This window comes from Thiomonas sp. TH-17, from assembly GCF_057473305.1.
On the sequence record NZ_JBYCKI010000178.1, the window covers coordinates 1 to 13,251 of the forward strand.

Here is a 13,251-nt window from a genome sequence, read left to right on the forward strand (position 1 = left end):
CGCTGGGCGCTGCACCCCGGCGGCCGCCCCTACACCGACCCGGCGCACTGGGTGCAACTGGCGCAGGCCGAAGAAGGCTCCTGGTGGCCGCGCTGGGAGCAATGGCTGGTCGCCAAAGGCAGCGCGCAACAGGTCGCGCCGCCCGCCTGCGGCAGTGTGGACTATCCCCCGCTGGCGGAAGCGCCCGGCGAGTATGTGCTGCAGCGCTGAACCCTCTTCGCAAGACCTTCTTCACGAGACTCTTCTCATGACCGACACGATCTGCAACCGCACCTTCGACGAAATCTCCCTGGGCGACTCCGCCACCCTGCAGCGCACCCTCACCCAGGCCGACATTTCCACCTTTGCCGTGATGTCGGGCGACGCCAACCCCTCGCACGTCGATGAGGAATTTGCCCGCAGCACGCCGTTTCACGAGGTCGTGGCGCACGGCATGTGGAGCGGCATGCTGCTGTCCAACCTGCTCGGCACCGAACTGCCGGGGCCCGGCACGGTTTACGTCGATCAGTCGCTGTCGTTTGACCACCCGGTGATGCTGGGCGACACCGTGACCGCCTCGGTGACGGCGCGCGAAAAAATGTCCGAGCGCCACCACATCCGCTTCGACTGCCAAGTGGTCAACCAGCGCGGCGAAACTATCGCCTCCGGACAGGCGCTGGTGCAGGCGCCCACGCAAAAAATCTGCCGCCCGCGCACCCATCTGCCGCAACTGCATCTGGTCGATCCGGGCCAGCGTCTGCTCGCGCTGGTGAGCAAAGCACGCGAGGGCTGCAAGGGTCTCAAACCCATGCGCGTGGCCGTGGTGCATCCGGTGAACGCAGTCTCCATCCAGGGCGCGATCGACGCCGCCCAGGCTGGGTTGATCGAACCCGTGTGGATCGGCCCGGAAGCCCGCATCCGCGCGGCGTCAGAGGCCGCGGGCATTGACCTCTCGCCCTGGCAACTCATGTCCACCGAGCACAGCCACGCCGCTGCCGCGCTGGCGGTCGAACTGGCGCGTAGCGGCAAGGTCGGCGCGCTGATGAAAGGCGCACTGCACACCGACGAGTTGATGCACGCCGCCTTCGACGCCCAGACCGGCCTGCGCACCGGCCGCCGCGCCAGCCATGTGTTCGTCATCGACGCCCCGGCGGCTGACCGGCTGCTGTTCATCACCGACGCGGCCATCAACATCGCCCCGGACCTCGACACCAAGCGCGACATCGCGCAAAACGCCATCGAACTGGCGCAGGCGCTGGGCGTCGAAACGCCGCGCATGGCCATCCTCGCCGCGGTGGAGACCGTCAATGCCAATATGGCCGCCACGCTGCACGCCGCCGCGCTGTGCAAAATGGCCGACCGCGGGCAGATTACTGGCGCCATTCTCGACGGGCCGCTGGCCTTCGACAACGCGCTGTCGCTGGCCGCCGCCAAGACCAAGGGCATCCACTCGCCGGTTGCGGGTCTGGCCGACATCCTGCTCACGCCCGATCTGGAGTCGGGCAATATGCTGGCCAAGCAGCTCGAATACCTCGGCGGAGCGACCATCGCCGGGCTGGTCATCGGCACCCGCGTGCCCATCATCCTCACCAGCCGGGCCGATGGCGTGGAAGCCCGGCTCGCCTCCTGCGCCCTGGCCGTGCTGCAACGTCAGGCCCTGCTCAAGACCACGGGCCTGATCGATGGCGCCGACGCAACCGTTCACGCATAACGAGAGCCCGCCATGCCCACGCCCACCCTGCTCTGCCTCAACACTGGCTCAGCCAGCCTGAAATTCGCCCTGTTCAAACTCGACGACTGCCGCGGCCCGCACCTGCCAGCGTCCACCCTACTCAGCGGCGAGATCGACAGCCACGACGGCCAGGCCACCCTGCGCTGGACCGACGTGCAAGGCCAGACCCACCGCACCGCTTCAGGCGATCCGCGCGGCGACATTGCCGCCGAGGTGGACACCCTGCTCGACACCCTCATCACCCCGTCGGGCTGCGGCCCCATCGCCGCCGTCGCCCACCGCATCGTGCACGGCGGCACCACCTTCACATCGGCCCAGCGCATCACACCGCCCGTGCGCGCCGCACTCGACGCCCTGCGCAGCCTCGCACCGCTGCATCAAGGGCCAGGGCTCGCCGGGGTGGACGCCGCCACCGCCCGCCTGCCCGATGTGCCACAAATCGCCTGCTTCGACACCGCGTTTCACGCCACGCAGACCGATCTCGCCCGCCGCTACGCCATCCCGCGCGACTGGCACGACAAAGGCTTCAAACGCTACGGATTTCATGGTCTGTCGTATGACGCCATCGCCCACAAGCTGCCGCCGCTGCTGGGCGAGCGCGCGCAAGGCGCCGTCATCGTGGCGCATCTGGGCGGCGGCTCCAGCCTGTGCGGTCTGCGGGGTCTGCGCAGCGTGAGCACAACCATGGGGTTCACCGCACTCGACGGCCTGGTCATGTCCACCCGCTGCGGCGCCCTCGACCCCGGCCTGGTGCTGCACTGGATCACCGAAGAGCACCTTGACCCGCAGAGAATCACCGCCATGCTCTACCACGACAGCGGACTCAAAGGCGTTTCTGGCCTGAGTGGCGACATGCGCACTCTCGAAGCCAGCCCCGATGTAGTCGCGCAGGAAGCCATCGCCCTGTTCACCGCCAGCGTGGCCCATCACATCGGCGCACTCGCCGCAGACATCGGCGGCCTCGACGCCCTGGTTTTCACCGGTGGCATCGGCACCCACAGCGCCCGCGTGCGGCAAGAAGTCTGCAACGCCCTTTCATGGCTGGGCCTGCGCCTCGACCCCTTGTCCAACGCGGCAGGCCAGACCTGCATCACCCACGGCGACAGCCCCATCCCCGCCTTCGCCCTGCCCACCGACGAAGAAGGCGTCATGGCCCTACAAACCGCAGCGCTGCTGGCGTGAGCCAAAAAGCACAAAGCCCAACCGAAGGGGTTGGGCTTTGTATTTGATGCTGTGGGGTGGCTGATGGGACTCGAACCCACGACGACAGGAATCACAATCCTGGACTCTACCAACTGAGCTACAGCCACCGCAGAGAAACGAACATTCTATACGAAAGTCTTGGCCTTTTCGAAGGCCTGCAGTCACGGCAATCAGCCGGCGGCTGCGGGTTCCGCCTTGGGTTTGTAGAGAATTTCCACACCAAAACGCTTCTTCAAGGCTTCGATGTAGGCGTTCATCACACCCTGGGTGAGCGCTTGTTGCTCGGCGTTGGCGGCTGCGCTGATCAGTTGTGCGGGCGCTTGGCCTTCGATCACCTTGTCGAGCTGCAGCACGGCATAGCCTTGCGCGCCGAGATCAACACCGGCGGTGGCGGGCAACTTGCTGGCGCTCAGCCCGAATGCCTTTGAAACGATAAGCGGCGAAACACCGGGGGTTGGCTGGGTCAGGTTGACGTTCTGCGGCGCGCCGAAAGTGATCGTGGCGGGCGATTTCAGCGCCTGCTCGCCCGCTTTGCGAGCAAGTTCGACCGCCTTCTGATCGACCAACATCTGCCGCGCCTGGGGCTGCACTTGCGCCAAAGGCAGGGTCTGCGCCGGGCTGTACGAAAGCACACGGGCGGAAGCCCAGACGTTGGGAGCAATCTGGATGGCCTGCAGATTGTGTTTGTTGCGCAGACTGTTTTCGGCAAACAGCGCATCGAGGAACGCTTTGCTCGACAGCGGACTGACCGCATCTGGCGCTGCGGGCTGCGGCGTGCGGATGACGTTACTGGCGGATTGCACCTTCAGATGCAGCTTGTCTTCGACGGTCTGAAAGCTGTCCGGATGCTCGAACACCGCATTGGTGAAGGTTTCCACGTCGGCCGACATCTGCTTCTGCGCAGCTTCCTGCTGCAGCTGTTTTTCGATGCTGGCCTTGACGGCATCGAAGGGCTGCTGGACGCCCGGCTTGATACCGGTGAGCTCGATGATGTGATAGCCGAACTGGGTCTTGATCGGCCCGACGATTTCGCCGATTTTCTGCATGCCGAACACCGTATCGGCAAAGGGCTTGACCATCGCATCGGCAGTGAAATAGCCCAGATCGCCGCCCTTCTCGGCCGAGCCCGGATCTTGCGAATCCTTGCGCGCCAGCGCGGCAAATTCAGCGGGGTTGGCCTTCACCTGCTTGGCGATGGCCTCGGCGCGGGCCTTGGCTTGTTCTTGTTGCGCCGCTGTGGCATCGGTAGGAACCGCGATCAGGATGTGGCTGGCGCGGCGTTCGGCGGGTGTCGAAAACTTGGACAGATTGGCGTCGTAAAACGACTTGACCTGCTCGGCGGAGATCTTGATGCCAGCGGCCATTTCAGCGGCACTCAGAACAACGTACTGAATGTCGGCCGACTCGGGTTTCTGGAACCGGGATGTGTTGTTCTTGTAGAAGGTCTCGACCTCTTGCGGGCTCACTTGCACCTGTGCCGTGTAGTCTGCCGGCTTGAACAGGGCCAGACGCACTTCGCGCTGTTGCGCAGCAGCTTTGGCGGCGGCTGTGGCCAGGGCCTGGCTGTCGATCACCGATCCGGCCAGGCCACCGAGCACCTGTTGCAGGATGAGCTGCTCGCGCACCTGCGCTTCGAATTGCGAGGTATTCATCCCCTGTGCGGCGATCAGGCTGCGATAGGCCTGCACATCGAAACTGCCATCGGGCTTGCGCAACGCGGCAATTTGCGGAATCTGCAGAATGGCCTGTTGCACCTGGGCGTCGGTCACTTCGAGATGTTCACGCCGGGCTTCGAGTTGCAGCAAGGTCTGGCGAATCATGCCATCGAGAGTGCGCAGCTTCTGCTCGGGCGTGTCAAGCTGCTTGATGTCCACCGCGCTGCCGAGCATGCTTTGCAGGCGCGCGATCTCGTCGCGGTTGGCGGCGTCGAGCTGCTGCATGCTGATGGTCTGGCCGCCCACCTTCGCCGCCGCATCAGCACTGCCCTCAAAGCTGGAGTAGCCCTGAATTCCAAACAGCACGAAAGACGGAAAGATCAACACGAACAGCACGATTTGCATCAGCTTGCTGTGTTTGCGTATGGATTCGAGCATGGTGGCGCTGGCTTGGAGAGGGGTGCAATGCGGGAGCTTGCCCACATTGTTTGCGGTCGTTCAAGGCCGCTGGAAAGTGCGACGAGGCAACCGCGCAATCAGAATGAATTCGGACTATGCAATAACCGTTGGTGGGTGCTGAGGGGTTCGAACCCCCGACCTACGCCTTGTAAGGGCGCCGCTCTACCAACTGAGCTAAGCACCCGGTTATCGCCTGGAGTGGCAGCCGCCGCGTTGGGAACGCACCGCGCTGCTACCTGAACGAGTTACTTGATGCGAGTTACTTGATGGCGTCTTTGAGACCCTTGCCCGGGCGGAACTTAGGAATCTTGGCGGCCTTGATCTTGATGGCGGCGCCGGTGCGGGGATTACGGCCTGTGCGCGCAGCGCGCTTGGTCACGGCGAAGGTGCCGAAGCCGATCAGCGACACGCTGTCGCCCTTTTTCAAGGTGCGGCGCACGGCATCGACCAGAGCGTCAAGCGCGCGGCCTGCTTGAGCTTTGTTGAGATCGGCGTTCTTGGCCATGTGTTCAATCAGTTCTGCCTTGTTCACTTGTGTCCCTCTTCAGTCTGGATCGGTCTGGATAAAGCGCAAAGCCCCGCCCTGCGCCAAAAAACTGCGCCCTGCACGGACGCGGCGGTCATCAAGCGATTAGAGCCGGGGGCATTCGCTCGTGTCAATGCGGCGTGTCATCGGTCGTGTTGCCTGCGCAAGACCGCGTATTCTAGCCATGAGTCAAATGCATTCAGCCACCGCCCGGCCCAGATCGGCCGTGGTTGCGGTTCCGCCAAGATCGGGAGTGCGCGGTGCGCCGCTCTGGGGGGCCAGCACGACTTCTATGGCGTGCAATATGGCGTCGTGCGCATCGCGGTGCCCCAGGAAATCAAGCAACAGCGCCGCGCTCCAGATTTGGGCGATGGGATTGGCAATGCCTTTTCCAGCGATGTCTGGGGCGGAGCCATGCACCGGCTCGAACAATGAGGGAAAACGCCGCTCCGGATTGAGGTTGGCCGAGGGCGCAATGCCGATGGTGCCGCAGCACGCGGGCCCGAGATCGGAGAGGATGTCGCCGAACAGATTGCTGGCCACCACCACATCAAACGTGTGAGGGCGTTGCACGAAATGCGCGGTGAGTATGTCGATGTGAAACTGATCGCGCATCACATCGGGATAGTCGACAGACATCGCCTGCACCCGCTCGTCCCAGTAGGGCATGGTGATGGAAATGCCGTTGGATTTGGTGGCGGAGGTGAGGTGTTTGCGCGGGCGGCTGCTTGCCAGCTCGAAGGCGTAGCGCAGCACGCGGTCCACGCCGATGCGGCTCATCACGGTTTCCTGGATGACCACTTCGCGCTCGGTGCCGGCGAACATGCGCCCGCCGATGCTGGAGTATTCGCCCTCGGTGTTTTCGCGCACGATCAGCATGTCGATCTCGCCCGGCGCGTAGGCGCTGCCGTCTCGCTTGATCAGCGGCGCATGCACGCCGGGCATCAACTTTGCCGGACGCAGATTGACGTACTGATCGAACTCACGCCGGAATTGCAGCAACGATCCCCACAGCGAGACGTGATCGGGCACGGTCTGCGGCCAGCCGACGGCGCCAAACAAAATCGCGTCATGGCCGCCGATCTGCTCCTTCCAGTTCGCGGGCAGCATCGCGCCGTGGCGCTGGTAATAGTCGCATGAGGCGAAGTCGAAATGATCGAGTTGCAGGGCGATGCCAAAACGGCGGGCCGCCGCGTCGAGCACCCGCAGGCCTTCGGGCACAACCTCTTGCCCGATGCCGTCACCGGCCAGAACGGCGATGCGCAGAGGCGAAGCCGATGGGCTTGCATTCATGGGAACTCCTGAAAGTTGGTTCAACGCTGAATCAACACCGTCGTCGGCCTACGGGTCACGGCGATGACACCGGCCGCCACCAGCGCCATGCCCACCCAGGTCGTCGGGCCGAGCGTTTCGTGGAACAAGGCCCAGCCCATCAAGGCGGTGACGGGCGGCACCCAGTAGATCAGACTGGTCACCTGCACCGCCGCGCCGCGCTGAATGAGCAGATAGAGCAAGGCCCCTGCCCCGACCGTCAGCGCCAGCACCGACCAGGCCAGGGCCCCGATGAGCTGCCCGTTCCACACCACAGGCTCCGTCTCCAGCAGGGCAAACGGCGCACTGATGATCATGGCCGCCAGAAGTTGAATGCTCAATGCGCCCCAGACCGAGGTCGGACGAACAAAGCGCTTTTGCCACAGCGTTCCGGCAGTGATGCTGCACAGTGCGAGCAGTGACAGCAGCAGGTTGTGGGCGCTCAGTTCTCCGCCGTCGAGCTTATGCAGGACTACCAGCGCCAATCCGCCAAAGCCCAGCAGCAGACCCAGCCATTGGCGAGCATGAATGCGCTGGCCTCCGGCCGAGACCAGCACCGCCGTGAGCAACGGCTGCAGGCCCACGATCAACGCCACCGTGCCGGCCGGAATGCCCTGCTTGACCGCCGCCCATACCCCGCCCAGATAGCCCGCCTGCAACAAGGCGCCCACTACGGCGAGATGCAGCCATTGTCTGCCGCCGCGCGGCCACGTCGTGCGCAGCCATGCGGCCAGCGGCAACAGCACCAAAAGCGAAAAGGCATAGCGCAGGCTGAGAAATTTCAGCGGCGGGGCGTAGGGCATGCCATAGCGGGCGACGATGAAGCCGGTGCTCCAGATCAGCACGAACACCCAGGGCATGACACGACGCAGCACGGCAGGCGTGCCAACGGGTGAGGCGCTCACGTCAATTTCATCCCCGCCAGAGCAATGCGGAAGTAATACTGCATGGACCAGAGCGTGAGCACCGCCGCCGCCCAGATCAGCCACTGGCCGATCAGCACCGTATCCACCGCGCCGAACAGAGTTCCGCCATACAGCAGAAAGGGTATGGCCACCATCTGCACCGCCGTCTTGACCTTGCCGACATAGCTCACCGCCACCCGACGCGACTGACCAATCTGCGCCATCCACTCGCGCAGCGCGGAGATGGCGATTTCACGGCCGATGATGATGAGCGTCACCAGGGCATCGACGCGCCCGAGCTGCAGCAGAATGAGCAGGGCCGCAGAGACCATCAGCTTGTCGGCCACCGGGTCGAGAAAGGCGCCGAATGCCGAGGTCTGGTTCCATTTGCGCGCCAGATAGCCGTCGAGCCAGTCGGTGATGGCGCTGAGAATGAACAGAATGGTCGCGGTGAGGTTACGCTCGGGCAGCGTCATCCAGTCGGTTGGCAGAAAATACACTCCGACGACCAGCGGAATGGCCGCCACGCGCGCCCAGGTGAGCAGCGTCGGCAGATTGAGCGCACGCAAAGACATGGAAGTGGAGACTACGGAGATCGGAAAATAGCTGCGTCGATGAACGGCATGATAGGGTGAATGCCCTGACTCACCCTTGCCGCGACAGGAAACCTACTTCATGAACTCCAACTGGTTCGCCGCCCATGTCGATCTTCTGCTCTACATCTACGGCGGTATTGCGATCGCGCTGGTCATCTGGACGCTGTGGCGGGTTCGGCGTCGCAAACGCACCGCCACGCCCCCTTCAGACTGAAGGGATGGGAGACACCGGCGCCTCCGCCCAGGCGATCAGCCCCCCGCCGTCACGCTGCTGCAGTCCAACTTCCCAGCCGTGCTGCTGCGCCAATTGCCTTGCAATGGCCAAGCCCAGGCCGGAGCCTTGCCCCGGTGTGCGGGCGGAATCGAGCCGGGTGAAGGGCGCAAACATCGCGTCGAGCTGATCGGCGGGAATGCCGGGGCCGCGGTCAAGCACGGCGATACGCACCCGGCCGGGTGAACTGCCTGGCCCCGCCTGCAAGGTGATGGGGCCTGCAGCGTAGTGCACCGCGTTGATCAGAAAATTGTCGACCACGCGCTGCAATGCGGCGGCATCCACCCACGCGCGCAGATCGTCCGGGCATTGCACGCTGAGGGTTGCGCCGCGTGACGTCGCCCATTCATCGTGCGTCTGCAGTCGCTCATATAACCAGGGCTTCAAGACGAGATCTTCTGCAGCTTGCGCTTGCAGGCCGCGCGCGAGTTGAAGCACCTCGCCGATCAGCCGGTCCATCGCCAAAACATCGCGCTCGATCTGGTCGAGCCGTTCGGGAGTCGGCGCCATGCGTTGCAATTCCAGCGCCAGACGGATGCGCGCCAGGGGCGAGCGCAGATCGTGCGACACACCCACAAGCAAGGTCGTGCGCGCCTGCAGCAAAGCGTCGATACGCTCGGCCATCTGATTGAAATGCGTCGCAAGATTGGCGATTTCACGCGGCCCCGACTGCGACAAACGCTGCGGGGTATCGCCGCGCGCCAGCCCGGCGGCGGCCTGCTCCATGGATACCAATGGCCGTGTAATGCGCCGCGCCCACCACAAGGCCAGCAGAAACGACAGCGGCAAGGTCAGGGCGAGGCCGATCAACAGGGCTCGGACGGGTTGCGTCTGGATGCGACTGTTGTCGAACCCCACGCCGATGTCGCGCCCGCCTGCGGGAATGCTGGTCCACAGCCAGACGTGGCCCTGCGCGTCGGTCTGCCGACGGAAATACACCGCATGCCCGATGCGTTGCTGCAGAGACTGTTCGACGTAGCCGATGTAAAGCCCGTGCGTCATGCCGTCGTCGGCAGGAGGCTGCATGCCGGGTAGCAGGCTGAGGCGGTAGCGGTTGTGCAACTCCTGTTGAAACGCCGGGCGGGTTTGCGGGGGCAGCTCTGCCCAGGTTTGCGCGGAGAGCACCATGAGGCCGGCGAGATCGTGCGCCGAGCGCTGCGCCATGGGTTTGAGCACGAACAGGAGCGCGACCCCGGCAAAAGCCAGCTCCAGGATCAACACCAGCACCAGCATGGCCCGCAAGGTCTGCTGCCGCAGCGTGTGCCTGTGCTGTCCGGCTTCGCTCAGACTTGCAGTGGGCTGCATGAACGGTGGTCGGGTCGTCTGAAGCCGGGTCAGGCGCCCGCGCCTGAGGGATTGAACAGGTAACCCTGCCCCCGAATGGTGCGAACGTAAACGGGGTGGGCCGGATCGTCTTCAATCTTGCGACGCAGGCGGGCGACGCGCACGTCGATACTGCGATCAAAGGCGTCGCGCTCATAGCCTTTGAGCCAGTCGATGAGTTGATCGCGGCTGAGCACGCGGTTGGGATGCGCGGCCATGGCCTGCAACAAGGTGAACTCGGCAACGCTCAATCCCACATCCTGCCCGTCACGCAGCAGGCGAAACGCCGCGCCATCGAGCATGAAGGGGCCGAACCGCACTCCCTCATCCGCCGGTTTGGACGCAGGCGGCAACTCCCCCACAGAGATCGGCTGCGCCCGGCGCAACAAGGCGCGCAGACGGGCCAGCAGCTCGCGGGGGCTGAAAGGTTTGGGCAGATAGTCATCGGCTCCGACCTCCAGCCCGATCACCCGGTCAATCTCTTCGCCGCGCGCCGAAAGCATGAGGATGGGCAGATCGCTGCTGCGCCGCAATTCACGCGCCAGCGTCAGCCCGTCCTCTCCGGGCAGCATCAAATCGAGGATGACGGCGTGCGGCATTTGCTGCGCCAGACAGGCGCGCATGGCGTCGCCGTGCGCAGCCAGATCGACCACAAAGCCATTGCCCGTGAGGTAATCACGCAGCATGGCGCGCAATTCCGGGTCGTCATCGACCACCAGAATGCGCTGACTGGGAGCGGGTGAATTCATGGCCCGAAGTCTAGGACGTCCCAGGGACGCGCGGCGTCTGCCGACATGGAATGAAACAAAGTGATACGCAGGGGAATACAACGCCTCATGCAGGACATCCAGACGCAACCTCGCCATCGAAACATGTCACCCATCGACCACAACCACTGCCTTGTCCATACCGCCATGCACGCTTTCGCTCATTCTTGCCTCCGCCTGACCGTCTGTCTCGGTCTGAGCCTCGCGGGTTTGGGTGCGGCTCAGGCGCAGCAGAAGCCTTTGAGCGCAGGAGCCCTGTTCGATGCCACACGCGAGGTTGCAGCTGACCAAGCCCGGCAGGCCGAAGCCGGTGCTGCGGCCCAGGCGGGCAAATCGCTGCACAGCCCGCTGCACAACCCGGTTGCCGGTTCACAAACGGGTTTGTCGGCCCTGCAAGCACCGCGTGGACACGAGGCACCTTTCGGCACGGGCTATGAGCGTCGTATGGAGCGTGCGGCGGCCATGGCCGGGCTGGCCGTCGGCTCTGCCGCAAGACCCGCAGCGGCTGGCGCTGCTGCGGGTGGCGGCGCCGGAGCCGGTGGCGGGGCTCATGCGGGCGGACAAGGCAGTGGGCGTGGTCGACGCTGATTCACGTTTTTCAACTTCAAGGAGTTCATCATGAAACAACGCACTTCTCTTCGTGTTCTGGCCGCTGCCGTGGCCATGGGGGCTGCAGGTTCCGTTTTTGCCGCAGGCATGGGAGGCGGCATGGGTGGCGGTATGGGAGGCGGGGGCATGGGCGCCGGAGCCGCAGCGGGCGCCGGAACCGGCCAGATGCAACAACACCAGTACCAGCATCGCAACATGAACCAGAACGGCGGCACGGCGCAGGGCGCTGGTCAGGGCCAGAAGCTGCAGCAGCGTGACCAGCAGCGCATCCAGGACCCGTCCCTGCAACCGGCCCCTGCCGCCCCCGTCACCACGACGAACTGACCCTCGGAGAACCCAAACATGCAACGCCGAACTTTTCTCAACACCACCCTCGGCGCTGCGGTGCTGGCTCTCTCCGGCTGCGGCGGCGGTGATGCCACCGTCGCAGCAACGCCAGCGAGCACCGACGCGACATCCGCCACGGCCATCGCCGCGCTCAGCACGCAGCTCGACACCCTGCCCCCATCTGATCTTTCAACCACCGAAGCCAGTGCACTGGTGTTCATGCGCGAAGAAGAAAAACTCGCGCGCGATGTCTATCAACTGCTCTACACCCAGTGGGGACAGAAGGTGTTCAACAATATTGCGGCCAGCGAGCAGCAGCACATGGACGCCGTAGCCCTGCTGCTGGCGCGCTACAACCTGCCCGACCCCGCAGCCAATGCCGCGACCGGGGTGTTCTCCGATCCGGAACTGCAACAATTGTTCAACACCCTGATGGCTCAGGGCCAGACTTCGCTGATTGGCGCCCTTACCGTAGGCGCCACCATTGAAGACCTGGACATCAAGGATTTGGAAGAGCGCATCGCAGCCACCGACAACGCCGATATTGCGCTGGTTTTCGGCGAGTTGATGAGAGGCTCGCGCAACCACATGCGCGCTTTCATCTCGCAACTGACCAAGCAAGGCGTCACCTACACGCCGCAGTACATCACGCAGACCGAGTTTGACGCCATCGTCAACAGCCCGACCGAAACCGGCGCGATTTGATCGCCACCCATTTGGCCGCCACCCATTTGATCGCCATACACCAGAGACTTCGAACCGATGAAAACCTCCACCTATTTTTCCAAAGCCATGCTCGTCCTGGGCGGCGCGCTGATGGTCACTGCGGCCTTTGCTGGCAATGGCCGCAGCGGCGGCGACAGCACCCGCACGCTCGACAACACTGAAGCCGCCAGCATCGTGTTCATGCGTGAAGAAGAAAAACTCGCGCGCGATGTCTATCAACTGCTCTACACCCAGTGGGGGCAGCCCATTTTCAACAACATCGCGGCCAGCGAGCAGCAGCACATGGACGCGGTGGCCACTCTGATCGCCCGTTATAAATTGCCCGACCCCGCCTCGCATACCGGCACGGGGGTGTTCGTCGATCCCGAGCTGCAAACAATGTTCAACGCCTTGATGAGCCAGGGGCAGACCTCGCTGAGTGCGGCGCTGCAGGTCGGCGCCGCCATCGAGGATCTGGACATCAAAGACCTCAACGAGCGCATCGCGCAGACCGACAACCCAGACGTCAAGCTGGTTTACATGAATCTGCTGAAGGGATCGCGCAATCATCTGCGCTCCTTCGTCTCGAAGTTGACAGCGGCAGGCGTGAGCTACACGCCGCAGTACATCTCGCAAGCGGAGTTTGACGCCATCATCAACAGCCCGAAAGAGACCGGCCGCGTCTGACCCGCGTCGCCTTCCCCGACCAAGCACACCGGGCGTCATCCGCTTCGACCTGCGTGTGCTTTTCTGCGATGCGCGATGTTAGTATTCACTTACTTACTATAACTCTGCGCTCAAATTGAATACTCGTCCCACGCATCTACCTGCCGAAGAACGCCGCGAGGCTACGGTCGAATCCGTCATCGAACTGGCTGCGCAA

The 13,251-nt window shown here is 63.8% G+C and carries 14 protein-coding genes, 2 tRNA genes and 1 pseudogene; 8 read left to right on the top strand and 9 right to left on the bottom strand.

Translation table 11 applies throughout. The annotated features are described in order from the left end of the window. From AC2VLV_RS10790 to AC2VLV_RS10800, 3 genes and pseudogenes are all read left to right on the top strand, one after another. A pseudogene (locus tag AC2VLV_RS10790) lies at nucleotides 1-210 on the top strand (poly-beta-hydroxybutyrate polymerase); the annotation flags it as partial. A gap of 37 nt (nucleotides 211-247) precedes the next feature. Next, a complete protein-coding gene (locus AC2VLV_RS10795; RefSeq protein ID WP_486989988.1) occupies nucleotides 248-1,690 on the top strand; it encodes a bifunctional enoyl-CoA hydratase/phosphate acetyltransferase in 1,443 nt (480 codons plus the stop codon). 12 nt (nucleotides 1,691-1,702) lie between these two features. Further along, nucleotides 1,703-2,893, top strand: a complete 1,191-nt coding sequence (locus tag AC2VLV_RS10800; protein WP_486989989.1) for an acetate/propionate family kinase — start codon at nucleotides 1,703-1,705, stop codon at nucleotides 2,891-2,893. Between the two features lie 52 nt (nucleotides 2,894-2,945). On the opposite strand, the gene AC2VLV_RS10805 is transcribed toward AC2VLV_RS10800, so the two are convergent. The 7 genes from AC2VLV_RS10805 to pgsA all read right to left on the bottom strand — a co-directional run bounded on the left by AC2VLV_RS10805 (nucleotide 2,946) and on the right by pgsA (nucleotide 8,345). After that, nucleotides 2,946-3,021: transfer RNA gene (locus tag AC2VLV_RS10805), tRNA-His, on the bottom strand. Between the two features lie 63 nt (nucleotides 3,022-3,084). After that, nucleotides 3,085-5,007, bottom strand: a complete 1,923-nt coding sequence (locus AC2VLV_RS10810; RefSeq protein WP_486989990.1) for a SurA N-terminal domain-containing protein — start codon at nucleotides 5,005-5,007, stop codon at nucleotides 3,085-3,087. Nucleotides 5,008-5,136: 129 nt separating this feature from the next. Further along, nucleotides 5,137-5,212 (bottom strand) — tRNA-Val (locus AC2VLV_RS10815). Between the two features lie 75 nt (nucleotides 5,213-5,287). Beyond that, nucleotides 5,288-5,560 carry an HU family DNA-binding protein gene (locus AC2VLV_RS10820; protein ID WP_055451531.1) on the bottom strand — a complete coding sequence of 91 codons (273 nt, stop codon included), beginning with the start codon at nucleotides 5,558-5,560 and terminating at the stop codon, nucleotides 5,288-5,290. Nucleotides 5,561-5,743: 183 nt separating this feature from the next. Then, the gene (locus AC2VLV_RS10825) at nucleotides 5,744-6,847 is read right to left on the bottom strand and encodes a tartrate dehydrogenase (protein ID WP_486989991.1); all 1,104 of its coding nucleotides are present in this window, start codon (nucleotides 6,845-6,847) and stop codon (nucleotides 5,744-5,746) included. Between the two features lie 20 nt (nucleotides 6,848-6,867). Continuing rightward, nucleotides 6,868-7,770, bottom strand: a complete 903-nt coding sequence (locus AC2VLV_RS10830) for a DMT family transporter (protein WP_486989992.1) — start codon at nucleotides 7,768-7,770, stop codon at nucleotides 6,868-6,870. Then, the gene (gene pgsA, locus AC2VLV_RS10835; RefSeq protein WP_486989993.1) at nucleotides 7,767-8,345 is read right to left on the bottom strand and encodes a CDP-diacylglycerol--glycerol-3-phosphate 3-phosphatidyltransferase; all 579 of its coding nucleotides are present in this window, start codon (nucleotides 8,343-8,345) and stop codon (nucleotides 7,767-7,769) included. Before pgsA ends, AC2VLV_RS10830 begins: the two co-directional genes overlap by 4 nt. A 100-nt stretch (nucleotides 8,346-8,445) precedes the next feature. On the opposite strand from pgsA, the gene AC2VLV_RS10840 reads away from it, so the two are divergent. Then, nucleotides 8,446-8,580 (top strand): hypothetical protein, encoded by a 135-nt coding sequence (locus tag AC2VLV_RS10840; protein ID WP_486989994.1) that lies wholly within the window; start codon nucleotides 8,446-8,448, stop codon nucleotides 8,578-8,580. Here AC2VLV_RS10840 and AC2VLV_RS10845 read toward each other — a convergent pair. Continuing rightward, complete coding sequence (locus AC2VLV_RS10845) at nucleotides 8,572-9,942, bottom strand: ATP-binding protein (RefSeq protein ID WP_486989995.1); 1,371 nt, start codon at nucleotides 9,940-9,942, stop codon at nucleotides 8,572-8,574. The two genes, AC2VLV_RS10840 and AC2VLV_RS10845, sit on opposite strands and share 9 nt — an antisense overlap. 29 nt (nucleotides 9,943-9,971) lie before the next feature. Then, a complete protein-coding gene (locus tag AC2VLV_RS10850) occupies nucleotides 9,972-10,709 on the bottom strand; it encodes a response regulator (protein ID WP_486989996.1) in 738 nt (245 codons plus the stop codon). A gap of 123 nt (nucleotides 10,710-10,832) precedes the next feature. Here AC2VLV_RS10850 and AC2VLV_RS10855 point away from each other — a divergent pair, with 123 nt between their 5' ends. Genes AC2VLV_RS10855 through AC2VLV_RS10870 form a run of 4 tightly spaced genes read left to right on the top strand, consistent with a single transcriptional unit; the run spans nucleotide 10,833 to nucleotide 13,055 of the window. Then, on the top strand, nucleotides 10,833-11,315 hold the full coding sequence (locus tag AC2VLV_RS10855) for a hypothetical protein (RefSeq protein WP_486989997.1): 483 nt from the start codon (nucleotides 10,833-10,835) through the stop codon (nucleotides 11,313-11,315). A 30-nt stretch (nucleotides 11,316-11,345) separates the two neighbouring features. Further along, complete coding sequence (locus AC2VLV_RS10860; RefSeq protein WP_486989998.1) at nucleotides 11,346-11,660, top strand: hypothetical protein; 315 nt, start codon at nucleotides 11,346-11,348, stop codon at nucleotides 11,658-11,660. Between the two features lie 18 nt (nucleotides 11,661-11,678). Beyond that, the gene (locus tag AC2VLV_RS10865; protein ID WP_486989999.1) at nucleotides 11,679-12,368 is read left to right on the top strand and encodes a DUF2202 domain-containing protein; all 690 of its coding nucleotides are present in this window, start codon (nucleotides 11,679-11,681) and stop codon (nucleotides 12,366-12,368) included. A 57-nt stretch (nucleotides 12,369-12,425) separates the two neighbouring features. Further along, the gene (locus tag AC2VLV_RS10870) at nucleotides 12,426-13,055 is read left to right on the top strand and encodes a DUF2202 domain-containing protein (RefSeq protein ID WP_486990000.1); all 630 of its coding nucleotides are present in this window, start codon (nucleotides 12,426-12,428) and stop codon (nucleotides 13,053-13,055) included. The last annotated feature ends 196 nt before the right edge of the window (nucleotides 13,056-13,251 follow it).